Source organism: Mesorhizobium sp. 113-1-2, assembly GCF_016756475.1.
GTDB classification, from domain to species: domain Bacteria; phylum Pseudomonadota; class Alphaproteobacteria; order Rhizobiales; family Rhizobiaceae; genus Mesorhizobium; species Mesorhizobium loti_C.
On record NZ_AP023242.1, the window covers coordinates 6,121,667 to 6,147,974 of the forward strand.

At 64.8% G+C, this 26,308-nt stretch carries 22 protein-coding genes; 2 read left to right on the forward strand and 20 right to left on the reverse strand.

Translation table 11 applies throughout. The features are described 5' to 3' along the window. Positions 1-148 precede the first annotated feature (148 nt). Complete coding sequence (locus JN279_RS29850) at positions 149-883, forward strand: FadR/GntR family transcriptional regulator (RefSeq protein ID WP_244734186.1); 735 nt, start codon at positions 149-151, stop codon at positions 881-883. An 86-nt stretch (positions 884-969) separates the two neighbouring features. On the opposite strand, the gene derI is transcribed toward JN279_RS29850, so the two are convergent. From derI to JN279_RS29865, 3 genes are read right to left on the reverse strand one after another with little or no spacing between them, the layout of a single operon-like run. Further along, entirely contained in the window at positions 970-1,413 is a 444-nt protein-coding gene (gene derI, locus JN279_RS29855; RefSeq protein ID WP_202350955.1) for a D-erythrulose-4-phosphate isomerase, read from the reverse strand. A gap of 29 nt (positions 1,414-1,442) precedes the next feature. Next, the gene (locus JN279_RS29860; RefSeq protein WP_202350956.1) at positions 1,443-2,201 is read right to left on the reverse strand and encodes a triose-phosphate isomerase; all 759 of its coding nucleotides are present in this window, start codon (positions 2,199-2,201) and stop codon (positions 1,443-1,445) included. 47 nt (positions 2,202-2,248) lie between these two features. Further along, complete coding sequence (locus JN279_RS29865) at positions 2,249-3,019, reverse strand: DeoR/GlpR family DNA-binding transcription regulator (protein ID WP_202350957.1); 771 nt, start codon at positions 3,017-3,019, stop codon at positions 2,249-2,251. Between the two features lie 273 nt (positions 3,020-3,292). Between JN279_RS29865 and fba the strand changes: the two genes are divergently transcribed. Beyond that, positions 3,293-4,357: a class II fructose-bisphosphate aldolase gene (gene fba / locus JN279_RS29870; protein WP_010914722.1), complete on the forward strand. Its 1,065-nt coding sequence runs from the start codon at positions 3,293-3,295 to the stop codon at positions 4,355-4,357. Positions 4,358-4,422: 65 nt separating this feature from the next. Here the strand turns inward: fba and JN279_RS29875 are convergent, their stop codons facing one another. The 17 genes from JN279_RS29875 to JN279_RS29955 all read right to left on the reverse strand — a co-directional run bounded on the left by JN279_RS29875 (position 4,423) and on the right by JN279_RS29955 (position 26,303). Beyond that, positions 4,423-5,364: a sugar phosphate isomerase/epimerase family protein gene (locus tag JN279_RS29875; RefSeq protein ID WP_096455668.1), complete on the reverse strand. Its 942-nt coding sequence runs from the start codon at positions 5,362-5,364 to the stop codon at positions 4,423-4,425. Positions 5,365-5,413: 49 nt separating this feature from the next. Continuing rightward, positions 5,414-6,502: a class II aldolase/adducin family protein gene (locus JN279_RS29880; RefSeq protein WP_096458917.1), complete on the reverse strand. Its 1,089-nt coding sequence runs from the start codon at positions 6,500-6,502 to the stop codon at positions 5,414-5,416. Then, entirely contained in the window at positions 6,472-7,989 is a 1,518-nt protein-coding gene (locus tag JN279_RS29885) for a glycerol-3-phosphate dehydrogenase (RefSeq protein WP_096455666.1), read from the reverse strand. Before JN279_RS29885 ends, JN279_RS29880 begins: the two co-directional genes overlap by 31 nt. A gap of 44 nt (positions 7,990-8,033) precedes the next feature. Then, entirely contained in the window at positions 8,034-9,074 is a 1,041-nt protein-coding gene (locus JN279_RS29890; RefSeq protein ID WP_096455664.1) for a 2-hydroxyacid dehydrogenase, read from the reverse strand. A 10-nt stretch (positions 9,075-9,084) separates the two neighbouring features. Further along, positions 9,085-10,638 carry an FGGY-family carbohydrate kinase gene (locus tag JN279_RS29895; protein WP_096455662.1) on the reverse strand — a complete coding sequence of 518 codons (1,554 nt, stop codon included), beginning with the start codon at positions 10,636-10,638 and terminating at the stop codon, positions 9,085-9,087. Beyond that, on the reverse strand, positions 10,638-11,762 hold the full coding sequence (locus JN279_RS29900; protein WP_202350958.1) for an ABC transporter ATP-binding protein: 1,125 nt from the start codon (positions 11,760-11,762) through the stop codon (positions 10,638-10,640). The genes JN279_RS29895 and JN279_RS29900 overlap by 1 nt, the downstream gene beginning before the upstream one ends. Beyond that, complete coding sequence (locus JN279_RS29905; protein WP_202350959.1) at positions 11,759-12,877, reverse strand: ABC transporter ATP-binding protein; 1,119 nt, start codon at positions 12,875-12,877, stop codon at positions 11,759-11,761. Before JN279_RS29905 ends, JN279_RS29900 begins: the two co-directional genes overlap by 4 nt. Positions 12,878-12,879: 2 nt before the next feature. Next, complete coding sequence (locus JN279_RS29910; RefSeq protein ID WP_019856823.1) at positions 12,880-13,737, reverse strand: carbohydrate ABC transporter permease; 858 nt, start codon at positions 13,735-13,737, stop codon at positions 12,880-12,882. Positions 13,738-13,746: 9 nt separating this feature from the next. Then, a complete protein-coding gene (locus JN279_RS29915) occupies positions 13,747-14,670 on the reverse strand; it encodes a carbohydrate ABC transporter permease (protein ID WP_202350960.1) in 924 nt (307 codons plus the stop codon). 159 nt (positions 14,671-14,829) lie between these two features. Further along, positions 14,830-16,275 (reverse strand): ABC transporter substrate-binding protein, encoded by a 1,446-nt coding sequence (locus JN279_RS29920; RefSeq protein WP_096455654.1) that lies wholly within the window; start codon positions 16,273-16,275, stop codon positions 14,830-14,832. A gap of 46 nt (positions 16,276-16,321) precedes the next feature. Further along, positions 16,322-17,296 carry a sugar-binding transcriptional regulator gene (locus tag JN279_RS29925; protein WP_115143718.1) on the reverse strand — a complete coding sequence of 325 codons (975 nt, stop codon included), beginning with the start codon at positions 17,294-17,296 and terminating at the stop codon, positions 16,322-16,324. A gap of 206 nt (positions 17,297-17,502) precedes the next feature. Continuing rightward, complete coding sequence (locus JN279_RS29930) at positions 17,503-18,738, reverse strand: VWA domain-containing protein (protein WP_202350961.1); 1,236 nt, start codon at positions 18,736-18,738, stop codon at positions 17,503-17,505. Beyond that, entirely contained in the window at positions 18,731-20,974 is a 2,244-nt protein-coding gene (locus JN279_RS29935) for a DUF5682 family protein (RefSeq protein ID WP_202350962.1), read from the reverse strand. Before JN279_RS29935 ends, JN279_RS29930 begins: the two co-directional genes overlap by 8 nt. Before the next feature lie 4 nt (positions 20,975-20,978). Beyond that, positions 20,979-22,058: an ATP-binding protein gene (locus JN279_RS29940; RefSeq protein ID WP_202350963.1), complete on the reverse strand. Its 1,080-nt coding sequence runs from the start codon at positions 22,056-22,058 to the stop codon at positions 20,979-20,981. A 31-nt stretch (positions 22,059-22,089) separates the two neighbouring features. After that, positions 22,090-23,517, reverse strand: a complete 1,428-nt coding sequence (locus JN279_RS29945; protein WP_202350964.1) for a DUF5691 domain-containing protein — start codon at positions 23,515-23,517, stop codon at positions 22,090-22,092. Then, the gene (locus JN279_RS29950) at positions 23,514-24,899 is read right to left on the reverse strand and encodes an SWIM zinc finger family protein (protein WP_244734188.1); all 1,386 of its coding nucleotides are present in this window, start codon (positions 24,897-24,899) and stop codon (positions 23,514-23,516) included. The genes JN279_RS29945 and JN279_RS29950 overlap by 4 nt, the downstream gene beginning before the upstream one ends. A 123-nt stretch (positions 24,900-25,022) precedes the next feature. Then, positions 25,023-26,303, reverse strand: a complete 1,281-nt coding sequence (locus JN279_RS29955; protein WP_202350966.1) for an MGH1-like glycoside hydrolase domain-containing protein — start codon at positions 26,301-26,303, stop codon at positions 25,023-25,025. Positions 26,304-26,308 lie beyond the last annotated feature (5 nt).

Here is a 26,308-nt window from a genome sequence, read left to right on the forward strand (position 1 = left end):
GTGGTTCTTCGGGTGCTATCTGCGCTGTGGTTCGTCGATCGCTCTGGCGGGGAGTTCAACGATGTGCTCACTAGGGCGAGCACGTGACAATCGTATGAATAATGGGAATAGTATGAAGAATATAGCGCCCCGCTCCAGGGCATCCCGGATGACGTCACACATGGCCGGCTCGTCCCATTCCGGCCTCCACGCCAGGCTGCTCAACGAAATCGGCCTCAGCATCGTGCGCGGCGAATTGATCCCGGGTGACCAGCTGCCGAATGGCGACGATTGGAGCGCCTCCTATGGCGCGAGCCGCACCGGGCTGCGGGAAGTCGTCAAGGTGCTGGCGGGCAAGGGCATGGTGGAAATGCGTCCCCGGACCGGAACCAGGGTGCGCCCACGCAAGGATTGGAATTTCCTCGACCCGGATGTGCTCTTATGGCGTTTCGGCTCGAGAACGACGGCCGAGGAGGCGCGCTCTCTGTTCGAGCTGCGCCGCGCGATCGAGCCGACGGCCGGAGCCCTAGCGGCGGAGCGTGCCAGCCCGGAGCAGATCGCCGAATTGCGGGCACTCCTGGAGGAGATGGAACAGGCCGGCGATGACGGCGAACGCTTCGCGGTACCGGATCTGGCTTTCCACCAGGCGATCCTGCACATGTCGGGCAATGAGCTGATCGGTTCGCTGGCGGCCTTGATCGAAACGGCGCTGGTGATCAGCTTCAGGCTTTCGGACGACAATCCAGACGGTCAGCGCCACTCGCTCAGCCTGCACCGGCAGATTGTCGAGAGCATCGAAAAGCGCGACCCGGCAGCCACCAGCAAGGTGCTGATCGACCTGCTGGACGGAGCGGAAGAGGACGTGCGGCGTTCCCTCGCGGCCAGGCTCGGCAGGCAGAAATAGAACCGGCATCGCCGCACGTGGCATGGCGGCCCGGCAAGCCCGGACCGAACTTTTCTCGGCCTATGCCGCAGGCTTGCCCGCGCGGATCATGCGGGTTTGGCCGCGTCGAGCCTGTTGATCGCCTGGACATTGCCGGCCGACGGACCTTGTTCGTCGAACTCCGAGGCGAGCCACGTATCGACGATCGCCTTGGCCAGTTCCGGGCCGATGACACGGGCGCCCATGGTGATGATCTGGGCGTTGTTGGATTTCGCCGCCCGCTCGGCCGAATAGGTGTCGTGGGTGAGCGCGGCGCGGATGCCCGGCACCTTGTTGGCCGAGATCGAGACGCCGATGCCGGTGCCGCAGAACAGGATGCCGCGATCGTTCTCGCCGTCGATGATGGTCTGGGCGAGCTTTTGCGACAGGTCGGCATAGTAGCCGGCCTGGCTGAGGTCGCTGACGGTGAGGCCCGGCTTGGTCGCAAGGTGTGCGGCGATGACGTCAAGCAGCGGCTTGCCGGCGCTGTCGGCTCCAATGGCTATTTTCATGGGTTTTTCCCTTTCGTGTTTGGATGATTTCAGATCGCCGCCGAGGCGCGGCCGAGGATGTCGATGTAGCCCTCCGCCTGCCAGGCGGAGCGGCCGATGAACAGACCATCGATGTTGGGCTGGCCGATCAGTTCGGCGGCATTGCCGGGATTGACGCTGCCTCCATAGAGCACCGGCGGCACGGACGGCAGGAGGCCGCCGGCCACCGTCTTGATCAGCGCCTGCTGCTTGTCGGCATAGTCGGAACTGGCCGGAATGCCCTTGTCGCCGATCGCCCAGACCGGCTCGTAAGCGAACAGGATTTTCGCGCTCTTCGCCTCGCCCTCGAGGAATTGCAGCGCGCCCTCGACCTGGGCGCTCAGCACGGCATCGGCCTGCCCGCTTTCGCGCTCGGCAAGCGTCTCGCCAACGCAGATGAGCGGTATCAAGCCGTGCTTCACGGCTGCCGCCGTCTTGAGGCCGACCGTGTGGTCGGTCTCGCCGAAATGTTCGCGCCGTTCGCTGTGGCCGAGTTCGACCAGATCGAGCCCGCAGTCCCTCAGCATCAGCGGCGAGATCTCGCCGGTCCAGGCGCCGGCATCGGCCCAATGCATGTTCTGGGCGCCGACCTTGATGCGCGTCGACGACAGTGCCCGCTTGACCTTGCGCACCGCGGTGAAGGGCGGGATGACGAATGGCTGGATGCGGTCATCGAAACCGGGAATGAAGCCGGCCATGCGCTCCGCAAAATCAAGCGCCTCGGCGAGCGTCTTGTTCATCTTCCAGCTTGTACCTACCCAGTAAACCACGCGTACTGCTCCTAGCTTTGTTGATCACGATCCGCCGATTTCCGGGATCATGATCCCTTGTCGATAACCGTCAGCGAAACGCCGGCGGCATCCAGCGCCGCGCGCATTCCCGGCTCGGGCGCACGGCCGGTGAAGACGGTGTCGAATGCGCTGAGGTCGGTGAGAAAATGCAGCGCCGTGCGGCCGAACTTGCCATGATCGACCAGCAGATATTTGCGGGTCGCCGCCGCCATCATCAGCCGCTTGGCCTGCACGACTTCCTGGTCCTGGTGGAAGGCGGAAGCGCCATGGATGGCCGAAGACGACAGGAAGGCGACGTCGGCGCGCAGCGATTTGAGCGAAGCCTCGGCCAGCAGGCCGAAAAAGCCGTGGAACTTCTTGCTGTATTGGCCGCCGAGCGCGATCAGGTTGATGCCGCCGGCGCCGGACAGGTCCTGGATGACGGAGAGATTGTTGGAGATCACCGTCAGCGGCCGCAGGTCGGCGAGATGGCGCGCAATGCCGCCCGCCGTCGAGCCGTCGTCGATGATCACCGTCTGGCCGGGTTCGATCATGGCGACGGCGGCCGCGGCCAGGCGCTGCTTTTCCTCGGTCGCCTGCTTCTGCCGGTAGCGGAAATCGCTTTCGAACAGGCTGCTCGGCTGGATCGAAGCGCCGCCGCGCACCTTGCGCAGGAAACCGCTTTCCTCGAGCTCGTCGAGGTCGCGGTGCACGGTCATCTTCGAGACGCCAAAGCGCAAGGCGAGGTCATCGACGCCGGCCTGACCGGCGTCCATCAGAAACTCCATGATGCCTTGCCGCCTGATGTCGCTCTTCATCACCGCTGACCGAAAACGCCGAAGCGTGGCTCCTTGATGGGATCGTAGATATAACAGCTATCGTCGCAAAAGTATCAAATCTTTTGTGATAATGGGATAATTTCTTGGGATATTCCGCTTGCCCTGATCGCAACGCTGTAACAAGAATTGCGGCCGGGACGGTCTGTCACGGTTGCGGTTGCACCGAAATCCGGCCAGAAGCATCGGTGGGCTGGACGATGCGCGGACAGTCCGCAACCACCAGGTTTGAAACCAGATACGGGAGACTATTCGTTGGCTCGCATCACACTGAGACAATTGCTCGATCACGCCGCCGAATACGGCTATGGCGTGCCGGCCTTCAACATGAACAACATGGAACAGGGCCTCGCCATCATGGAGGCGGCGGAAGAGACCAAATCGCCTGTCATCCTGCAGGCAAGCCGCGGTGCGCGCGCCTATGCCAATGACGTGGTGCTGGCCAAGCTGATCGACGCGCTGGTCGAAATCCACCCCGACATCCCGGTCTGCATGCATCTCGACCATGGCAACAACGAAGCCACCTGCGTCACCGCGATTCAGTATGGTTTCACCTCGGTGATGATGGACGGCTCGCTCAAGGAAGACGGCAAGTCGCCGGCCGACTACGCCTACAATTCGGGCATCACCAAGCGCGTCGTCGACATGGCGCATTGGGGCGGTGTCTCGGTCGAAGGTGAGATCGGCGTGCTCGGCTCGCTGGAGAGCGGCGGCGGCGAGCAGGAAGACGGCCACGGCGTCGAAGGCGCGATCAGCCACGACCAGCTCTTGACCGATCCGGAACAGGCGGTGGAGTTCGTCAAGGACACCCATGTCGATGCGCTGGCGGTGGCGATGGGCACCAGCCACGGCGCCTACAAATTCTCGCGCAAGCCCGACGGCGCAGTGCTGGCGATGAACGTGATCGAGGAAATCCATCGCCGCCTGCCCAATATGCATCTGGTCATGCACGGTTCGTCCTCGGTGCCGGAGGACCTGCAGGAGATCATCAACAAATATGGCGGCCAGATGAAGCCGACCTGGGGCGTGCCGGTGGAAGAGATCCAGCGCGGCATCAAGCATGGCGTGCGCAAGATCAACATCGACACCGACAACCGCATGGCGCTGACCGGCGCGATCCGCAAGGTGCTGACGGAAAACCCGAGCGAATTCGATCCGCGCAAATATCTGACGCCGGCGATGGCGGCGATGCGCAAGCTCTGCAAGGAGCGTTTCGAACAGTTCGGCACCGCCGGCAACGCGCCAAAGATCAAGCCGCTGCCGGTCTCGGAAATGGCCAAGCGCTACAAGTCGGGCAGCCTCGATCCGAAATTCGGCTGAGTTTCTGGCGACTTCAATCTGAAGATGTTCAACGGGCAGGAGCCGCATCGGCCCCTGCCCGTTTTTCATTCGGCCTTTGGCAGAAGACCGGACCTGCCGGTCTCGATGAACGGCGCCCAATAGTCGACGGACTCGCGGATCATGGCGACGACCTGATGGTCGACCGGCTCGCGCTCGCGGAACGATAGCTCGAGGCAGATCTCGTTGTCTGTGCCGCCGCCGCGCCGCACCGTCTCCAGCAGCTTTTCCGGGGTGATGCGGCCGTCCTTGTTGTAGGCCGACGTGAACGGCCAGTGGCCGCCCTTGTTCATCGACGACTGCTTGATGTGGATGATCGGCGACTTCCGGGGAAAGGCCTCGGCCCAGGCATAGGGATCGATGTCGGCGGGATTGCTCGAGGTGACGTCGCCATGATCGATGTCGACCATCATCTCCAGCGGAATGGCCATGCCGGCGGCGTCGATCGCGCCTTGCAGGAGCCGGCAGTTCTCGATGGTGTGGCCGAATTCGCGGCCGACCGACATCGGCTCCCAGAACAGGTAGGTCAGGCCGGCCGCCCTGGCGTGCTCGGCGACCTCGCGCCAGCAGTCCAGCGCGATATCGAACAGCCGCTCGCGGCGCGCTGGCTCGTCAAAGTCGCGATGGGTAAAGATGGCGAATTGCGTGCCCATGCCGCCGGCGCCGAGCTCGGCCGAGATGTCGGCAAAGGTCTTGAACCAGTCGACATAGTAGCGGCGCACATCGGCGTCGGGATGGCCGAAATGATTGAGCCGGCCGTAAGGACCGGTCATGCCAGACGTCACGCGCACGCCGGTGCGGGCGAGCGCGCCGCGAAACAGGCGGACGAATTTGACGATCGTCGCCGCCGGCCAGCCGGGATTGACGAATTCATGCGTGAGCTGCACGTCCCTGATGCCGATGTCATAGGCAATGGTGTCGATCAGGTCATCCGGATCAGCAAAACGGTTTACCAGCGGATTGGTGTTGAGGGAGAGCGTAAAAGCCAAGGCGCGTTCCCTCCTCAGCGCTGGCGCAGCTTGGTGGCGACAGATGCCGTCATTGCAGCGTCACCCCCTCGCGGTTGAGTTGCTGGCGGTATTTTTCAGCGTCCCAGTTCAAGAGCTCTGCATTCTCCTTCGGGCTGAGATAGTTGACGCGCGCCGCGCCATCGATGCGCTGGGCGACGTCGGCCAGGCAGCGCGCCATCGCTTCGGCGCCAGCATTGGCATCCCGGCGCATCAGCACGCCCTTGCCGGGAAAGAGGATCGATGTCGGCGCGGTGGCGGTGCGGGCGACGACCGCAGCCGCATTCTCGCCGGGGCCGGCGATCACCGAGCCGACGCCGAGGAAGATGACATGATCCGGGTAGAGGCTGCCGGAAGCGGCGATGCGGCAACTGGCGAGATCGGTCGCAACGGCATGGGCGGCGGCCGAGGCCGGCAGCCGGTAGTCGCTGCCGGCGGCGAGCCGCAGCAGCGCGTCGAGATCAGGCGGCGGGGCCGGCCGCGGCGACCGTGCGAGCAGCCCGGTCACCCGTTGCAGCAGCAAGGCCGCTTCGGCAACCGTGTCGGCGGCGACCACCAGCCCGTGATTGCCAAGCACCAGCACATTGGTCGCGGGCTTCAGCCGCTCGGCGATCGCCTGCGCCAGCGGCAGGCCAGGCCGGCGATAGGGCACGAAGGCCCAATCGAGCCCGCGCAGGCGCTCCTCCAGCAGGGCTTCGGTGTTGGCCTGCACGGCGATCGAGATCGTCTCGACGCAATGGACGTGGATGACGATCTTCTGCGGCAGCAGCGCGTGCACCGTCGTCTCGATGGAGGGCCTGAGCTGGCGAGGGTTGAGATCCGCCAGCGTGAACTGTCCGGCTGCCTCGGCCGCCGGGCTGCGCTGCGCCACGGCATCGAGCAACGGCGCCAGCGCGACCGGCACCATGATCTCGTCGTCGCGCGCGTTCTTCAGCCAGGTGCCGGAGGCCTTGATCCACAGCACGCCGGCCTGCTTGACGGAGGTGTTGCCGCCGGCGCCCTGGACCAGAAGCGGGTCGGCGCCGATGCTGGCGGATAAGGAGCGCAGCATGCAGAATTCGCTGGAGTGGTTGTCGCCCGTATGCGCCATCAGCTTGCCCTCGCCAGCCGGTTCGCGCACCAATGCTCGAAGGCCGCCCTCTCCTCGGCGGACAGATGCAGGCCATGCTTGGTGCGCCGTTCGAGAATGTCGGCCGATGTCACGGCCCACTCCCGGTCGAAGAGATAATTGGCCTCGCGCTCGAAGAAATCCTTGCCGAAGCAGCGGCCGAGTTCATCGAGCGAACGCGCCGCGCCGACCAAAGCCCGTGTCCTGGTGCCGTAGAGCCGGCCATAATGCTTGAGCAGCGATGCCGTCATCCATGGATATTCGCGTCCGAGATCGCCGAGAAACTGTTCGAAATCGGCATTGGCGATGTCGCCGCCAGGCAGATGCGCCTTCGCTGTCCAGGGCTTGCCCATTTTGGGAAAGAACGGCGCGATCCTGTCCAGCGCATGCTCGGCCAGCTTGCGGAAGGTGGTGATCTTGCCGCCGAAGACGGAGAGTAGCGGCGCCTGCGCATCCGGCGCGTCGAGTTCGAAAATATAGTCGCGGGTGACGGCACTTGGGTTGTCGGCATTGTCGTCATAGAGCGGCCGGACGCCGGAGAACGAATAGACGACATCGCCGCGTGCAAGGCCGCGCTTGAAATAGCGGTTGACCACCTTGATCAGGTAATCGATCTCGCTCTCATCCGCCGCCACGTCTTCGGGCCGGCCCTCGTAGGGGATGTCGGTGGTGCCGATCAGTGCGAGATCGTTCTGGTAGGGGTTGATGAAGATCACGCGCTTGTCGCTGTTCTGGATGAGATAGGCCTGCCGCCCTTCCCAGAATTTCGGCACGACGATGTGGCTGCCCTTGACCAGGCGCACATTGCGCGTGGAGTTCTGGCCGGCGACGCGGTTGACGATGTCGTTGACCCACGGGCCGGCGGCATTGATCAGCGCACGCGCCCGAACCACCGTCCTGACGCCCGTCCTGCCGTCCTGCAACTCGACAAGCCACAGGCCGTTCTCGCGGCGGGCGGCGGTGCAGGCGGTGCGGGTGAAAACCCTGGCGCCGCGCTCGGCGGCGTCGAGCGCGTTGATGACAACGAGGCGGGCATCGTCGACCCAGCAGTCGGAATATTCGAAACCGCGCCGGAAGGCGTCCTTGATCGGCGCACCCTCGGGCGCGGTGCGCAAATTGAGCGTGCGGGTCGCCGGCAGCCGCTTGCGGCCGCCGAGGTGGTCGTAGAGGAACAGGCCGAGCCGCACCAGCCAGGCCGGCCGATCGTCAGGGCTGTGCGGCAGCACGAAGCGCATCGGCCAGATGATGTGCGGCGCCGATTCCAGCAGCACCTCGCGCTCGATCAACGCTTCGCGCACCAGGCGGAATTCGTAATATTCGAGGTAGCGCAGGCCGCCATGGACGAGCTTGCCGGAGCGCGAACTGGTGCCTTCGGCGAGATCGTCCTTTTCACACAGGATGACGGACAGGCCGCGGCCGGCGGCGTCGCGGGCAATGCCGGCGCCGTTGACGCCGCCGCCGATGACGAAGAGGTCGACGATTTCAGGGCCGCCATTCATGTCGCTTGGCCTCGATGTCGATTTGAAAAGTCATGGCCACTGCCTCAGCACGGATTGACCGGGGGCAAGCCGGCGAGGTAGCGGCGCACCTCTTCGGCGGCCTGTTCGGCGGCATAGGTGACGGTGCGCACCGAAGCGCCGGCGATGTGGGGCGTCAGCGTCACATTGGGAAGCTGCAGCAGCGGCCAGTCCGATGGCACCGGCTCGACCGCGAACGTCTCCAGCATGGCGCTGGCGATCTGGCCTGAAACGAGTGCCTCGTAGAGCGCGTCATAGTCGACCAGCGGTCCGCGCGCGGTGTTGATGAGAACCACTCCCGGCTTCATCCGCGCGATGGTGTCCTTGCCGATCATGCCGCGCGTCTCCTCGGTCACCCGGGGATGCAGCGTAACGACATCGGAGCGGGACAGGAGATCGTCCAGCGCGACGAGTTCGACGCCGGCATTGCGGTCTTCGGCACTCAGTTGGACATAAGGGTCGCAAACGAGAACATGGCAGCCGAAGGCGCGCAGCAGGCGGACGACCTTGGTGCCGATATTGCCGTAGCCGATGACACCGACGGTCATTTCGTTGAGCTCGCGGCCTGTGCGGTCGGCGCGGTAGAGATCGCCGCGCCATTCGCCCTTGCGCAAGGCCTCGTGGCCGACCCGGATCAGCCGCGTCTCGGCCAGGATGGCGCCGAGGGTGAACTCTGCAACGGCCGTCGCGTTGCGGCCGGGCACGTTGACCACGGTGATGCCGTGCGCCTTGGCCGCCTCCATGTCGATGTTGATCGGTCCGCCACGGGAAACCGCAACCAGCTTAAGCGTCGGCAGGCGCCGCATCATGCCGTCCGACAGGGGCGCCAGCTGGGTGACGAGGATTTCGGCATCGCCGATGAAATCGACGACCTCGTCCGGGTGGCCGAAATACTCCTTGACCTTGTCGAGGCCGAGCACCGGATTGCCGAACTCCATCGGCTCGTCGGGCCAGGCCGTCTGCAATGTCCTGATGTCGAGGTCGCCGCTCGCGGCCTTCTCGATTTCCGCACGGAACACCTGCGGAAGCATGAAGTTGTCGCCAATGATCGCTATTGTCTTACGCATACTCAACTTCTCAATTTGCCTGCGATGCCGCCATTGCGCGCCAGACCGGCCGCAACGCCTGGTGTGCCAACATGTAGGACGGGGTCATCTTGTCGTAGATCGCGGCGAGGTTGCGGTCGCTCGGCTCGGCCTCGCCAAGCAGCGGCGTCACCCATTCGCCGACGCATTCGTCCATTGATTTGTAAAGGCCGACGCTGACCGCGGCGATCATCGCGGCGCCCGCCGCGCCCGCCTCCTCGCGCGCGCTGGTGCGAATGTCGGCGCCCAGCGCCGCCCCCAGGATCTTGCGCAGCGCCGGGCTTCTGGCGGCGCCGCCGGTGAGGCGGACTTCGCGCGGCAGCGGCCCCATGGCGGCGTAGCAATCGCGCGCCGCGAAGGCCAGGCCCTCGAAGACGGCGCGCACGAGATCGGCATAACCGTGCCGCGAGGAAATGCCGACGAAGCCGGCCCTGGCATTGGCATCGACGAACGGCCCCCGCTCCCCCGCTTCCGACACATAGGGCTGATAGAGCAACGAGGCCGGCTGCGCGGCCGCGATCCAGGCATCGACCAGCGCGATCATCTCGCCATTGCTGCGGGTGATGCCTTGCGAGGCGAGAATGCCGGAGGCAAGCCCAAGCACCCAGTCGATGTTGAGCGTCGCCGCCATGTTCGACTGCATCTGCGCGAACACGCCGGGCGCCGGCATCGCCATCGTATAACCGGTCGCCGCTTCGTTGAGCTGCACGTCGTCGGGAGTTTCGGCCAGCCGCATATGCATGCCCGTGGAGCCGATGATCGAGCAACCCGGCTTGCGCTCGCGGTCGAGCAGGCCGGCGCCGAGCGCGGTACAGACGACGTCGACATAACCGAGCACGACCGGCGTGCCGGCCAGCATGCCGGTGGCGTCGGCCGCAGCTTGCGACAGAGCGGTGCTGTGCCTTGTGCCATCGACGATCGGCGGAAGCAGATGCCTGAGATCGGCGACGCCAAGCACGTCGAGCACCTCGTCGCTGTAGTCGCGGGTGTGGAAATCGCCGAAGGTGAAGGTGCCCTCGGACGGATCGGTAGCGCGTTCGCCGGTCAGCTTGAAATAGAGCCAGTCCTTGCAGTGGAACGCGGTTGCCGCCTTGCCGAGCATTGCGGGCATGGTGCGCTTCATGAAGACGAATTGCGAACCTTGCTGGCAGGCGGCGAGCCCACTGCCGGTCTTCTCGAAGCGAAGCCGATCCTCGGGCCGCGCGCGGATCTCCTCGACGACGCCGGCGGCGCGCGCGTCGAGCCAGAGCCAGCCCTTGGCCACCGGCTCGCCCCTGTCGTCGATAAGCCAGGTGCCGTCGCCTTGCCCGGTGACCGCGATCGCCACCGTCCGGCTGGCGAGGTCCGGCACCTTGTCGGCGAGCTGGCGCAGGGTCGTGGCGGCATCGCTCCATGTTCGCGCCAAATCCTGTTCGGCGCCGCCGCCCGGCAGCGTTTCATAGTGGTTCGGGAGTGCTGCGGCGGCGATCTGCCGGCCCGCTATGTCGAAGGCGATGGACTTGATGACGGAGGTGCCGGCATCGATGCCGATCAATATGTCACGCATCAGGCAAGCTCCATGCCGTGCGAAATCGCCTCGCCGCTGGCCTGGTCGAAGACGTGCAGGTTCTTCGGATCGATGCTGACATTGATCGGCGCACCCAGGTCGAGGCGGGTGCGGTCATGTTCGACCAGGACCAGCGAACCGCCGGCAAAGTCGGCGGCGATATGGGTCTGGTCGCCAAGCCACTGATTGGCAGAAACCCTGGCGGGAACACCCTCCTTCGAACGCCGGACCGCATAAGGCCTGATGCCGATCACGACCCGCTCGCGGCTGAGCAATTGATCGCGCACCGGCGCGCTGAAGGCGTCCTTGTCGTAGTCGAGCGACAGGCCGTCGGGCAGCTTGAGATTGATCCGGCCGGCGGTCGCGCCGACATAGGCTTCGAAGACGTTCATCGGCGGTTCGCCGACGAAGGTGCCGGTGAACAGGTTCGCCGGTCGCTCCTTGATCCGGTCCGGCGTGTCGAACTGCTGCAGCACGCCGCCTTCCATCACCGCGATGCGGTCGGCCAGCGCGTTGGCCTCGGTCTGGTCGTGGGTGACCAGGATCGCGGTCAGACCGCGCTCCTTGATGAAATGCTTGATGCGGCCGCGCAGCACGGCGCGCAGCTGCGGTTCGAGCTGCCCCATCGGCTCGTCGAGCAGATGCAGATCAGCCTCGCGGATCAACGCTCGGCCGAGGCTGGCGCGTTGCTGTTGGCCGCCGGAAATGGAGCTGGGGTAGCGCTCCAGTATGTCCTCGATCTCGAGCAGTTTGGCGATGCTGGCGACCTTGGCGTCGACCTCGCTCTTCGGCAACCGCGCCGCCTTCAGCGCGAAAGCCATGTTCTCGCGCACGGTGAGCGGCGGATAGAGCGAGTAACCTTCGAAGGCCATCGCCACATTGCGCTTGACCGGCGCCAGAGTGTGCACCTTGCGGCCGGCGACGGCGATCTCGCCGCGCGACACGTCCTCGAAACCGGCGATCATGCGCAGTGTCGAGGTCTTGCCGCAGCCCGACGAACCGAGCAGGGCGACGATCTCGCCTTTGGCGATGTCCATCGTCAGGTTCTTGACGGCGTGCACGCCCCGGTCGATCGGACCATAGAACTTGTCGACGCCTGAAATGGTGAGTGCGCTCTGGCTCATGCCGCTTCTCCATTGCGCAAGGCGACGACGTTCTTCGAACCGATGCGGTCGCCGCTGGCGTGATCGAACAGCAGGGCACTCTTGCCGTCGACGGCGATATGGGCCTTGCCCTCGCTGCGCCCCGGCGTTCCGGCCGGGCGCGAAACCAGGATCTCGCGGCCGCGCACGGTGCGCACCAATGTGACGATCTTTTCGTTGAGCGGCGTCTCGGCCTCGACCGTCACCGGAATGGCGCCCGGGATGCCCTCCTCGACGAAGCTCAGCGCTTCAGGCCGCAGGCCGATCACACAGTCGCGGCCGACCGCCGTGTCATAAGCACCGGCGAGATGAACCTGGACATTGGAGAGGCCGACATAAATGCCCCTGCTATCCCGCGCAGGCTTGACGTCGAGCAGGTTGATGGTCGGGTCGCCGAACAGCCGCGCGATCTCGATATTGGCCGGCTCGCGATAAATTTGCTCGGGCGTGCCGAGCTGCCGGATGACGCCTTGAGACATGACCGCAATGCGGTCGCCGAGCGCCATGGCTTCCTTGTAGTCCTGGGTGACGTAGACGACGGTGGCGCCGCGATCGGCCAGCAGGCGCGGCAGTTCGAGCCGCATCTCGAAACGCAGCTTGGCGTCGACATTGCGCAAGGGATCGTCGAGCAGCAGAAGCGGCGGCGAGCCGACCAGCGCGCGGGCAAGTGCGGTGCGCTGCTTCTGGCCGTTGGAGAGCGCGCGCGGCTTGTGGCTGAGCACATGGGCGATCTTCAACAGCTTGGCGACGCTCTCGACGCCGGCCTTGATGGCGCCTTGCGAGGACCGCTTGGCCTCCAGCGGCGTGGCGATGTTGTCGAATGCGGTCATATGCGGAAACAGCGCGAAATTCTGGAACGCCATGCCGATGCCGCGGAACTCCGCGTCGACATCGGTCATGTCGTCGCCGCCGATGAAGATCTTGCCCTCATCGGGATCGATGACGCCGGCAACGAGCCTGAGCAGCACCGTCTTGCCGGCACCTGAGGGTCCAAACAGCACGAGGGTTTCACCGTCGGCGACAGTCAGCGACAGATTGTCGAGGACGGTCTGGCTCTTGTAGCGCTTGACGATGTTTCTGAGTTCGAGGCTGGCCATGTCTATCCTTTCACCGCGCCAAGCGAGAGGCCTTCGACCAGATAGCGCTGCGCATAGAGGGCGAGCGCCAGCGTCGGCGTGATCGAGAGCACGATGGCCGCCGAGATCTGGCCGTACTGGATGCCCGAGGAGGTGATGAAGGCGAGCGCGCCGACCGTCACCGGCTGCTTGTCGGCCGAGGCCAGCACCAGGGCGAAAACGAAATTGTTCCAGGCGAAGATGAAGGCGAGCAGGCCGGCGGCGGCGATGCCGGGACCGGCGAGTGGCAGCGCGATCTTGCGGAAGGTGGCGAACCAGGAATGGCCGCCGATGCGGTAGGCATATTCGATGTCGGCCGGGATATCCTCGAAATAGCCGCGCACGATCCACAGGATCAGCGGCAGGCAGATCAGCTGGTAGACCCAGATCAGGCCGATATAGGTGTTGGCGAGCCCGAGCTTCTGGAAATAGAGGGTGAGCGGCAGCAGCACCAGCAGCGCCGGCGCGAACTTGAACGACAGCAGCGTGAAGGCGATGTCCTCCGAGCCACGGAATTTGTGCCGCGCGAAGGCGTAGGCCGCCGGCACGCCGAGCAGCAGCGAGACCGCCACCGAAGTGACCGACAGGAACACCGAATTCCCGAGATTGCGCATGAAGGCGATGTCGAGCGTGCCGGCGGCGGTCATCAGCTTGCCGGTGATCAGCGCCGTGTAGTTGGCAAGCGTCGGCTCGAAGATCAGCTGCGGCGGAATGCGCAGGATGGTCTCATTGGTCTGGAACGACATCATGAAGATCCAGACGATCGGGAACATGAAGAAGATCACGACCAGCGTCAGCGCGATGCCGCGCAGGATGCGTTCGAGAAGCGAGGTGTGTTCCATCCCGGCCTCCTATGCCTGGCCACGGGCGCGTTCGCGCAGCCTGAGCCAGTTCTTGATGAAGATGTTGGAGAGAAAATAGGTGATCGCCCACAGGATGATCATCATCGCCGCCGAGCGGCCGACATTGGTCGACTGGAAGAAGTTGAGATAGGCCTCGACCTGGAAGACGGTCAGCGTATCGCCCGGCCCGCCTTGGGTCATCGCATAGATGATGTCGAACTGCTGGATGGAATCCAGCAGGCGGAACAAAGTCGCCGTCAGGATGTAGGGCGTCAGCATCGGCAGCGTGATGCGGAAGAAGACGAAGCTTCGCGGCACGCCATCGAGTGCGGCCGCCTCGAAGGGCTGCGTCGGCAGGCTGCGCAGTCCGGCGAGCAGCAGGATCATGATGAAGGGCGTGTAGACCCAGATGTCGACGAGCACGACGGTGAACAGCGCCGTCGACGGCGACGAGGCCCAACGGAAATCCTGCAGCCCGATCAGGCTGGCGAGATAGCTCAGCACGCCGAAGCCGGGATTGGTCATCAGCTTCCACATCAGGGCCGCGAGCGCCGGCGCCGTCATCAGCGGCATCAACAGCATGATCGAGATGAAATTGTTCAGCGTCGAGCGCTTCTGCAGCAGCAAGGCGATGGCAAGACCGAGAAGCAGTTCGAGCACGACGGTGGTGCCGGCATAGAGCAGCGACACTTTGAGCGTGTTCCAGAATTTCGGGTCGGTGAAGAAGGAAATGTAGTTGTCGCCCCAGTTGAACTGCCGCGCCCAGGGCTGGCTCAGCCGGTAGCGCTGGAAGGAATAGACGACGGAGGTCAGGAACGGGATCAGGATGCCGATGCAGACGAGCAAGGCCGGCAGGCTGAGCACATAGGGCAGCACCCGCTTGCTGATCCTGAAGCCGGACGGCTTGGGCCTGTGCGATACCACCGCAGTCATCGAGTTGCTCCGTTGTCTCTGTCGCTTCGCCCTGCCGGCCGCCCAAGGGAGCAAGGCGACCGGTCGGGCGAAATCGCGGTCACCTTCCGGCACCGCATCGCAAGCTTGAAAAGGTATGACGAGGGCCGGCACGCCAGGCAGGCCGGCCCTCGTTGCGACTTAGCCGAGACCGGCTTCCTTGAGCTGACCGTTGATGCTTTCGGCGAGCTTGTCGAGGCCCTCGTCGACCGGCACTTCCTTGGCCACCATCTTCTGCAGCGTCGCCGCCCATTCGGTGGTGAGATCGAAGAACAGCGGCTGCGCCGTGAACTTGATCGAGGCGCCGGGCGCCGAGGCGTCGAACATCTCGACATAACCGGGATAGCTCTTGTTCAGCTTTTCGCGGAACATCTCGTCCTTCCACACCGACTGGCGGACCGGATTGACGAAGTCCATCTTGGTCGCGCCGAACAGCCCGTGCTCCGGCCCGGAGGCCCATTGCATGAAGTACCAGGTGGCGTCCTTGTCCTTGGAGAAATTGGACATTGCCAGCGACCAGATCCAGATGTTGGGGGTCGCCGCCTTGGCTGCCGGATTGGCCTTGAAGCTTGCGAAGGCGAGCTTGCCGGCCATCTTGTTGTCGCCGCCATTCATGAAGTAGCCGAGGATATCGGCGTCGAAGATCATCGCCGAGGCGCCGGCGCCAAGATCGGTACCGACCTGATACCAGGTGTAGGTCGACCAGTCCTTGGGGCCGCTCTCCTGGATCATCTGCACCCACTGCTTGTGGAAGGCCTTAGATTCGGCGGTGTTCATGGCCGCCGACAGTTTTCCGTCGGCCGAAACGTTGAGGTCCTTCTGGTCAAAATTGGCGTAAGCCGACAGGAAGCCGGGATGGATCGTCGCCCAGGAGCGCGAGCCGCGCACGCCGATGCCGTAGACGCCGCCACCGACATCCTTGGTGAGCTTGGCCGCAGCAGCAACCATCTCATCCATGTTGCCAGGAATGGTGACGCCGGCCTTGTCGAACATCGCCTTGTTGTAGGTGATGTTGTTCTGTTCGAAGCCCCACGGAATGCACCACTGCTTGGCATCTTCCGAACCCAGCGCGCCGCCCGGCTTGCCGTTCCAGGCGCAGGAATTCTTCACGCCAGGCAGGAAGTCGTCCCAGGCATAGTTCGGGTTGGTCTTGGCCGGATCCTTGATCCATTCGTTGAGGTCGGTGATCCAGCCGGCAGGACCATAGGTCCAGGTCATGTAGGCGCCGGTCATGAAGGCATCGTATTCGGGCGAGCTTGCCGACAATGCGGCCGTGACCTTGTCGAAATAGACGTCTTCCGGGAACACGTCATAGACGACGTTCATGCCCGTCAGCTTCTTGAAGTTTTCCAGATCGGCGATCATCGCATCGGCATAGGGATGCTTGTTGAGCAGGAGCTTGATGGTCTTGCCCTTATGCGCTTGCCAGTCGAAATCGGCGGCGAGCGCGCGGGTCTGCCCCAGATTGAGCAGCGTGCCGGCGGTGCCGGCGGCAAGGCCCATGGCACCGAGGCCCTTTATCAGCCCGCGACGGTCAACTTGTCCGCGCAGGAAGGCGTCAATGAGGTCTTTCTCTTTCTCATGCATTTCGTCTTCTCCTCCACAGGGTAGTTTCAACGGAACTTGTTGCCGGCTACCCGACCGGCGTCTCTTCCACGAGCGATCGCGCCGTCCGCTCGTCTGTTATCAGGCCCTTGAGATAGCGGCCTTCGAGCACCGACTTGATGGCGCGAACCTTGATCTTGCCGCCGGCGACGGCGACGATCCGGCGGCTGGCAATGTCCTCACGCGTCAAGGCCAGCGCCCGGTTGGAAACGGTCGTCGCCACCGCCTTGCCGGCTTCGTCGAAGAAATGGCCGAGCAATTCGCCGACGCCGCCATTGCGGCGGATCTCCTCCATCTCACCCTTCTCGATCATGCCGGTGGCGACCAGCGACGCCTCGCGTTCGGCGGTGCCGATACCGGCGAACAACAGGTCGGCGGAGCGGGCGAGATCGAAGACCTCGCTGATGCCCTTCTGGCCGAGCAGGACGGTGCGGTCCTCCGCCGTGTTTGCGAACATCGGCACCGGCATGACGTAGGCCTCGGCGCCGGTGCGTTCTGCCAGGCGGTGAATGACATCGTGCGGATTGGCCGAGAATTTGCGCGTCAGGCCGCCAAGCAGCGAGACGAAGCGGATCTTGTCGGTCGAGGTGCGCGGCAGGTATTCGACGCAAGCGGCCAGAGTGCGGCCATGGCCGACACCGATCAGCGCCTCCTCGCCACGCTCGATTTCGCGCTTGAGGAACTGCGCGCCGGCAATGCCGAGCGCCTTGAGCGGCAAATCCTCGGAATCGAAGTCCGGAACCACCTCGCAATAATCGAGGCCGTAGCGGCGGGACAGTTCGTCCTCGAGCTCGACGCATTCGGAGACTTCGCCGTCGATATAGACCTTCACCAGCCCTTCCTGGTTGGCCTTGGTGATGAGGCGATGGGCCTTGAGGCTGGTCAGCCCCAGCCGCTTGGCGACCTCGGACTGGGTCAGCCCGCCGGCATAGTGAAGCCAGGCGGCACGCGTCGCCATGCTGGTTTCATCGTCGCGCAGGAGACCGTTGCCGAACCCTACCATTTCCACCCTATGATATTTTTATCAGTTGCTGCAAAATTTTTCACAACGGGCGATCGGAGTCAAGCAACCCCTGTGCAAATCGCGACATGGCGATGTCCGTTAATGGCGATACGCGCGGCCCCCCATCCGGCGTGCAGATCAGCATTGCCGGCTGTTCAAGCCAGGTTTTGGATTGCCGCTTTTGACAACGCCGAGTTGAGCGCGGCTTAGGCGTCGGCCGCCGGACTGTCGTCCTCGGCGCGAACCAGCTTGATGTCGGCGCCTGCTGCCCATGCGCCGACATCTTCCCGTCGCAAGGCCGCCGCCATCATGTCGGGAAACAAGTCCGGCATGCAGGCGAAGACCGGAATGCCGAGTGCCGCCACCGACCCGGCCATCTTCGGGTCATAGCCCGGCCTGCCCTGATCGGTCAGTGCCAGCAGCACCACGACATTGACGCCGGAGCGAACCAGCCCTGCCAGCCGCTGCAGCAATTCCTGGCCGTTGCCGCCTTCATACAGGTCGGTGATCAGCACCATATGCGACGTGGTCGGCCGCTCGATGCGATCGGCGCAATAGGCGACGGCCTGGTTGATGTCGGTGCCGCCGCCAAGTTGCACGCCGAACAGGACTTCGACCGGATCGCTGAGCTCCTCGGTCAGGTCAACGATCGTCGTATCGAAGCAGACGAGCTTGGTGCGCACCACCGGCAAGGACGCCATCACGGCGGCGAATATCGAGGCGTAGATCACCGAGCTTGCCATCGAGCCCGACTGGTCGACGCAGAGCACGACTTCGTCGAGATCGACCAGCCTGCGCTGCTTGCGCATGAAGCCGACCAGCTTCTCCGGCACGATGGTCTTGTGCTCGGCCTGGTAGTGGCGAAGGTTGGCCGAAATGGTGCGCGGCCAGTCGATGTCGCGCTGGCGCGGGCGGTTGGTGCGCTGCGACCGATCGAGCGCGCCACGGATCGCCTCGGCGGTCTTCTGCTCCAGCCGCTGCATCAGCTTGGCGACGATATCGGCGATGATGGTGCGTGCGATATCCTTGGTCTTGGCCGGCATGACCGAGCGCAGCGAGATCAGGTCGGCGACGAGATTGACGTCGGCCTCGATCGCCTTGAGGAATTCCGGCTCCATCAGCATCTGTTTCAGGTTGAGCCGCTCGAACGCATCCTTCTGGACGATCTGCACGACCTGCGCGGGAAAGAACGACCTGATATCGCCCATCCACTGCGCCACTTTCGGCGCCGAGCGGCCGAGCCCGCCGCGCCGCTTGCGCGGATCTGCCGCCGCATCGCCGGCGCCATCGCCGTAGAGTGCATCGAGCGCTGCCGACAGCCGCTTGTCATTGTCGGACAACGCCGACGAAGCCTCGTCATCCGCGCCGATCGCCAGGCGCCAGCGGCGCTCCCGGCCGTCGCCGGCGGGCTCCGTTTCGCCGATGTCGATTTCGTCATCCATTGCCGTTCCCACCCATCAGCAGAGGTGCAAGCCGTTCCAGATGCCGGCGCCAGGCCTCGTCACCGCTGGGCGTCGGCGTCAGCCCGGCCGGCAGGCGCCTGGAGCGGCCAAGGACCGCTTCGATCAACCGCCGCCGCTCCATCGAATCCAGATGCGAAAAGACCCGGCGCAGCAACGGCAGATGCGCGATGAAAGCGTCTTCGTCGAGCGATTTGAGCCAGGCATCGACGGCTCCGCGCAGGCCTTCGTCATAGATCAGCCGCTGACCGGCGGTGCTGAAGAAACCCTCGAAAAACCCGGCGGCCTCGGTGACCGGTGTTCCCGGCGACAGGCGCCGCGCGATCAAACCCGCTGCAGCGTCGGCGGACAGGTGGCCGGCCTCGTAAAGCAGATGCGCGGCACAGCCGGCCACCAGCGCGGTCGATCGCGATCCGTCCAGCACCGCCGCCAATCCGTTGCGCCAGGCGTCCAGAACGTCCTGTTCGGGCTCGACCAGCTTGATCGCCTCGTCGGCTTTCCTCATAGCGCCGACCAGCGCCGAGGAAGCTTGTGCATCGAGGTCGCGTGCGGCGTAGACGAGCGCGATGCCGCCCTCGACGATCAGCCGCTCCAGCAGTCCAGACAGGCGAGCCGTTTCGGTCTTGCGGGCTTCGCCATAGCGGATGATGTCGGCGAGCGGCGGCACCGATGCCAGGATTTCCAGGCATTCGCTGCTGCGCGCCGCGCGTTCCTCCAGAGCCGCCAGGCCGGCCGTCGAGGCCTCCGACAAATTGGCCGTGATGGCGCCCTGGACCAGTGCCGCCAGCGCATCGAGCGATGTCGTGGCACCAATCATCTGGATCAGCCGGCCGTTGGCGGCCTTTTCGATCGTCGGCCCGTGGACCAGGTTCTCGACCAGGCGAACGGCATATTCCGGCTCCCACGACAGGGTCCAGCGCTCGCGAAACGTGCCGCGGCTGCGGCCAGCGTCGGTGAGCTTGCCCCAGTGCACACCAAGCACGTTCAAGCGGTGCAGCAAGGTCGAGCGGAACAGCCCGCTTTCGCTGCGCAAATCGACCGACAATTCGCGCTCCAGCGCCTCCGGCTTCAGCCGCGCCGCCTTCTGGTTGCGCTGCAGATCCTCGATCAGCGGCGCCAGTGGAGTGTCGGGCGGAATTTCACCGACATCGGCGCCCAAAAGCAGTTCGGCTTCGACCAACGCCCACAGCACCGCCTCGCCGTTGAACAGGGCCGCGATCGCGGCATCACGCAATTCCTCGAAACCGGGTTTTGGCCGCTCGCGGATCACGGCCAGCGTGCGGGCCAGCCTCTCGGCCTCGATCAACGAGGCGGTCGATACCATGTGCCCCTTTGCCCGCAGCACCGCAGCGATCATGGCGAGCCACAGCGTCGCCGCGTCATGCCGGCCTCGCGTGCGCCACAGATGCTTGCACCAGCCCGGTGCCACGACGCCGGCGCCATAGCCAAAGCCGAGCGCCAGGCGCGGGCCGGTCCATGGCGCCCAGGTCATCGTGGCCTTGCGCCGGGCAAGCCCTTTCAGGATGGCCTGGTCCTCTTTGAGCGGACGTGTCGCCTGCAGTGCCGGCACATGGAAGGCGCCACAGACGACGGCGATCGGTCCGTCGAATTCCTTACACGCGGCCGCGATTTCAAGCCGCATATAGGCTTCGCGCTTTGCCTCGAATTCGGCAAGCGGTCCTTCGCCTTCGCGCAGCGTCGTCATCGCGTCAGCTATTGCCGCGAAGATCGGGCCGGGCTCAGGGTTCTGCTCGATGATGTCGGCCCACCAGCTCTCGCCATCCTCATAGCCGGCGGCCTGCGCCAGCGTGCCGATCGGGTCGCGCAGATGCGGCGCCGTCTCAGCCTCGACAGGGACTTCCGTTCCATCGGTTTTTTCCGCGGCTTCAACCGGGGCTACCCGCGCCGAAGACGGCAGGTCGATGAAGCGCACTGCCGCCTTGTTGGCGACGGCCCAGAGCGTGGCCTGATACTCCGGCGAGAACTCGGCAAAGGGCCAGAAGCTGGTCGAGGCCGGATCGTCCTCAGGATAGCACAGCAGTGCCACAGGCGGCTGCATTTCGGGACGGGCGAGCAATGGCAGCAGCGCCGACGCGTCGGCCGGTCCCTCGATCAGCACAGCGACCGGTTTCAACTCCTGCAAGGCCTGCATCAGGCTGTCGGCGGAGCCGGGCCCGTGATGGCGTATGCCGAAATAGGAAACGTCGCTAAGCGCCATGGCGTCAGATCGCGGCATTCAAGGCGGCGTAATAGCCGGCGTAGTCGGGCCGCTTCTTGAGCACGGTTTCCAGATATTCCTCCAGCACCAGCTTGTCCTGCACCGGATCCTTGACGATCGCGCCGACAAGGCTGGCGGCAAGGCCTTCTGCGCCAAGCTTGCCGCTGTCGAACCAGGCCGCCTGGCTGAGACCGCCAACCATGGTGGCGATCGCTTCGGCCGTGGACAGCGAGCCCGACGGCGTCTTCAGCGTCACCTTGCCATCCGCCGTTGCACCCGAGCGCAGCTCACGGAAAATGGTCAGTACCCGGGCGATCTCCTCACCGACATTCTTCGGCACGGGCAGGTCGAGACCGCCGGCCATCTCGCCGAGGCGCTTGGAGACGATCGCCACTTCCTCCGCCATGTCTTCGGGCAAGGGCAGCACGACGACATTGAAGCGGCGTTTCAGCGCCGAGGACAATTCGTTGACGCCCTTGTCGCGGTTGTTGGCGGTGGCGATGATGTTGAAGCCGCGCTGCGCGTAGATCGAGGTGTTGAGTTCGGGGATCGGCATCATCTTTTCTGACAGCACGGTGATCAGCGTGTCCTGCACGTCCGAGCCCATGCGCGTCAGTTCCTCGAGACGGCAGAGCTTGCCGTCCTGCATGGCGCGGTAGAGCGGCGTCGGCACCAGCGCCTCCTGGCTTGGGCCCTTGGCCAGAAGCTGCGCGTAGTTCCAGCCGTAGCGGATCTGGTTCTCGTCGGTGCCGGCCGTGCACTGCACGATCAGCGTCGAGTCGCCCATGATGGCGGCGGCGAGATGCTCCGACACCCAGGACTTGGCGGTGCCGGGAACGCCGAGCAGCAACAGCGCGCGGTCGGTGGCGAGCGTCGCCACGGCGGTCTCCATCAATCGGCGGCGGCCGACATATTTGGGCGTGATCAGCGTGCCGTCGTCAGCCTTTCCGCCAAGCAGGTACGTCAGCACCGCCTTTGGCGACAGGCTCCAGCCGGCGGGTCTTTGCCGGTCGTCATTGCGCGCGAGCGCCTGCAATTCGGCGGCGTAGGCCTGCTCGACCGGAAGACGGATGGCTGCGTTCATTTGCTGTTCTCCGGATTGATCATGTGTTGGCTCAAGGGCCGGTCAGGGATGCGTTGAGGCGCAGAAGAGCGAGCGAAGGTGCTGCCGGCGCCATGCCGGCCGCGACGACATCGCCGATCAATTTTTCCGCCGCCTCCGCGGTGGCGAGAAAGCCCAGCGTTTCCAGAAGCTGGTCGACGCCGCGCTTCACGGCGCCATCGTTGCCCGCGACAGCGGTGCGCAGTGCCGGCAGCGTCTTGCCGTTGGTCAGGTCGGCCCAGTCCAGCCAGCCTGCTTCGACACCCTCGGCCAGGCTAAGCGCGCCAAGATATTGCGTGTCCTTCAGGATCAGCCTGATCAGGACGCGTTGCCTGCGACTGTCCAGACGCGGCATCAAATGCAGGACGAAAAGCGCCGGCTTGCCACCCTCGGCGACAAGCGTGTCGGCCATGTGCGTGACCGCCGCATCGCTGCCCGACGCTGCGACCATGCGGGCGACAAGGATATCGACATTGTTGTCGGCGCCGAACTGCCATGCGCCGATGAAGTCAGATTCGGTGACGCCGAAACGCGCGGCAAGGTCGACCAAATTGCAGGTCTCGAACAGTTCAGCGCGGCGCCGTTCCTGCGCCGGGGATTTCAGCTTTGCCGGCGTGTAGGTGGTGCGGCGGCGAATGAAGCCGGATTTGCCTTCCGCGATGAAGGCGGCGAGTTCGGATATCGGATCTTCCGGCCCGCCATCGCCTGGCTGGCCGTGCTGGCCCAACCGCGCCAGCAGCCGGCCGGCGAGTTCGCGCACCTTGCCCGAGCGATCGGCGGACAGGCTTTTCAGGAAAGGCACGTCATCGGGCCCCAGGCCGAAATGCATGAGTGCGATGAGCGCAAGCCTGACCTCCGCCGGCTCTCTGGCCCCCTTGGTTTCGATCAACTGCCGGGCTAGGGCCGGCGCGGTGCGGCGCATATCGGCCAGCGCACTGCGGCGCGCGGCGGGATAGAATTCGTCCCAATTCTGCGCCGTTAGTTGCTCCCGGCTCGTATGTTTTTCGCCGTCGACGCCCGCCTGCCAGTCGATCCAGGGCGCATAGACATCCGGGCTGGTCTGATCCGACGCGGCCGGCATCCAGTCCATCGGATGCAGCACGAAGCCGCGGCTGGCAACGAGTGCCACCACGCGCGACTTGCTCCTTGCGTCGGCGGCATGTTTCAGCGCCGCCCGCAACAGCGGCCGCAACCGCTCCGGCAGCATCGGCAAGGCGAGTTCAGGCAGCGGCGGGCGCCGCTTCAGCGTCTTTGGTGCTGCCGGCCGCAAGGCAATTTCGAGGGCTTGCGCGGCAATCGCCAGCAGCCGGCGCTCACGCTCGTCGGGGTTTGCACCGGCGGCGATGTCCTTCCAGGCGGCCGGGGCCAGGTCAAAGCTGGTTCCGCCGGTGATCCAGCAATCGCGCATGGTCGCCAGACCCGTCTGCTCGATCTCGTTCACGACAGATCAAGCCTCCCGAAGCCGCTTTGCGCTGCCAGCAAATGAAGCCGGCTGCCGCTCCAGAGTGCTGCCGTTGCCGCGAGGTCCAGCCCAAGCAGCGTCGGGTTGACGGTATCGGCGATCGGCAAGGCGATGCCATGCGGATTGTCGGCGGATTGCCACCAGGCATCGCCGCGATCGTCGAGCAGGATCGCACCGGGAGGCAGCATGACGGGACAATCAGTGAGCCAGGGCGCCGTGTCCTGGTGAGCGACATGGGCGGCGAGCGGATCGGCTTTGTCAAAGCCGAAATCCGGCCATTCCCTCGACGAGACATCGCCCTTGCGCTCGACCACGAGCGCCCGCAGCGGCTGTCGCGCCGGATAAAAGACCAGCCTTGCATCGAAGCGATCGCCCGGCGTGAAGGCGTTCGACCGGCGGCCGGCAGAGGCGGGGAAATAGTCGAGCAGCAGAGCAAATTGCGGGGCGGCGCTGTTCAGATCGAGCAGCCAGGTCGAATGGGTGACAAGGCCGTCGCGGCGCGTTTCGATCTTCTCGCCAAGCACCTCCCAGAGGCTTTCGACCTGGATCGCATCAGGATTGGCAAGCACCTGCTCGCGGCTTTCGGACGTCGACACCAGCCGCTTCAACTCGGCGTCGTCTGGTGTCGAGCGCCAGGCCTTGGCCAGCAGCACAAGCTTGCCGAGTTCGCGGATCGCCGCGTCCGGGCGTTCCTCGCTGCGTAGTCCCATCAGCCGTGACGGAATCTCGTCGATGCGGCCGGCTAGCGCCGTCGCCTTCATGTCGACCAACCGTGCCGCGATGCGGCGGCAACGATCGCTGCTGTTGTCGACAAAGCCGGCAAGGCCGAGCCGCAGCTGATCCGATATCCATTGATCGAGTTCGTCCAAAGCCGCCGAGACCGAGGACCGCGTATCCTCGGCGCGCTTGCGCTGTGCTGCCTCTCGGCGTTCGATCGTGGCGGCGTCCTCTACGACAGCGCTTTCATCGTCGCGCGAGGCCTCGCCGATGCTCTTGCCTGCCGCGCCCGGCGCCGGTGCGGCCGGCTGTGACGTGGTCTTCCGGCGACGGCCAAGCCAATCGTTCACCCATTCCGGCGTCGAGCCTGCGGCGGTGAAACTTGCCGGCGCGGTGGCGGCGATCCACATCAGCGCCAATGTGTGCTTGCAAGGGAATTTTCGCGACGGACAGGTGCACTTGTAGCCGTGGTCGCCGGTGTCGACGACGACGCGATAGGGGTTGGAGCCGGAGCCCTGGCATTCGCCCCAGATAAGCGCCAACTGCTCGTTCTTCTCGAGCCTTGGCCAGTTCGATTGCCTGGTCAACTTTGAAGCCGCGCTCAACGACGCCTGGTCGGGCGCGAGCGCTTCGATGGTCTTCAAGTCAAATTCCAAGCCGCGCCTCTCGTCGCTCGAACGAATTCCGGTTGCCAGTATAGATGGCCCGATATGACGGATTCTTGTAGCAACAGAGGGATAGAGGTCGATACAGCGGGCTGCAAGCACTCAACTGGCGTTGCGCAGAAACTCTATCACCATTGCCGCCGTCCAGGTGAACCGGCCGCCGCCGAGCGGCTCGCCGGTGAGAGGGTCGTAATATTCGGCAAAGCCGCTTCCCCGGATCAAATCGAGGCTGGACTGGGTGATGCGTTGCGCGACCTGACCGTGGCCGGCGGCGGCCAGCCCGTCTGATATCATGTAGTTGACCACCAGCCAGACCGGACCGCGCCAATAGCGCTTGGCGTCGAAGCGCGGATCGCCGGAATCATGCGACGGCACGACATGGCGTGCCGTGCCGGCAAGCCGTTCGACGGTTGCGGCGATTGCGGCGGCACGAGGCTTGGGGATGGCCGCGAAGGCCGGCAGGATGCCGCCGACCGACGCGCTGTCGATCAACGCGCCGGTGACGCGGTCGAGGCAGAGATACTGGCCATGCGCATCGCTCCACAGCCGCTCCATGGCGGCCAGGCCCTTTTGCGCGCGGGCGCGGTTGGCGGCGGCGATCTCGGTTTCGCCCAGTTCCTCGGCGAGATCGGCAAGATCAGCCGCGGCGCGGATCAGAATGGCATTGAAGCCGGGATCGACGACCTGGAAGGGCGAGGCGTCGTGCAGCCTGGCATTGTCCCAGCCAAGCCCGCGAAAATGCTGCACCAGCCAGATATAGCGGTCATACTGCTCGCGCGTCGGGCGATGCGCCGGGTCGGCGTGCAAGGTGTCGCGGCGCGTGTAGGGCTCGACGCCCTCGGTCGGCACGCGTTCGAAGGCGTCGTCCCAGTCGATGGAATTGTCGCGGCCGGACTCCCAGGGATGGATGATGGCAACCAGCCCCTCCCCCCTGGGGTCGCGGTTCGCGTAGAACCAGCGGTGCCATGCATCGATCTTCGGCACCAATGCGCGAGCCCGCTCCGCCGCCAGTTTCTTGTCGTTCGCCCGGTCGAACAGGCGGCGCGCGGCAAAGCCGGCGACCGCCGGCTGGGTGATGCCGGAGGTCGCCGTTGGGCGGCCGGTCCGCCAGACCTCGGGGCCGGGAAAATAGCCGTCGTTCCAGACATGGAAGACGATGTGCGGCACCATGCCGTCCGGCCACTGATGCGCGAACAAGGTCTCCATTTCGGTCCAGGCACGCGCCTCGTCGTAATGGGCAAGGCCGAGCGCGGTCAGACAGGAATCCCAGTTCCACTGAAAGGGATAGAGACCCTTTGTCGGAATGGTGTAGGCGCCCTGGTCGTTCTCCCTGAGCACCTCGACGGCGCGGGCGATGATGTCACTGGTGGCGGAAGCAGTCATGGGCG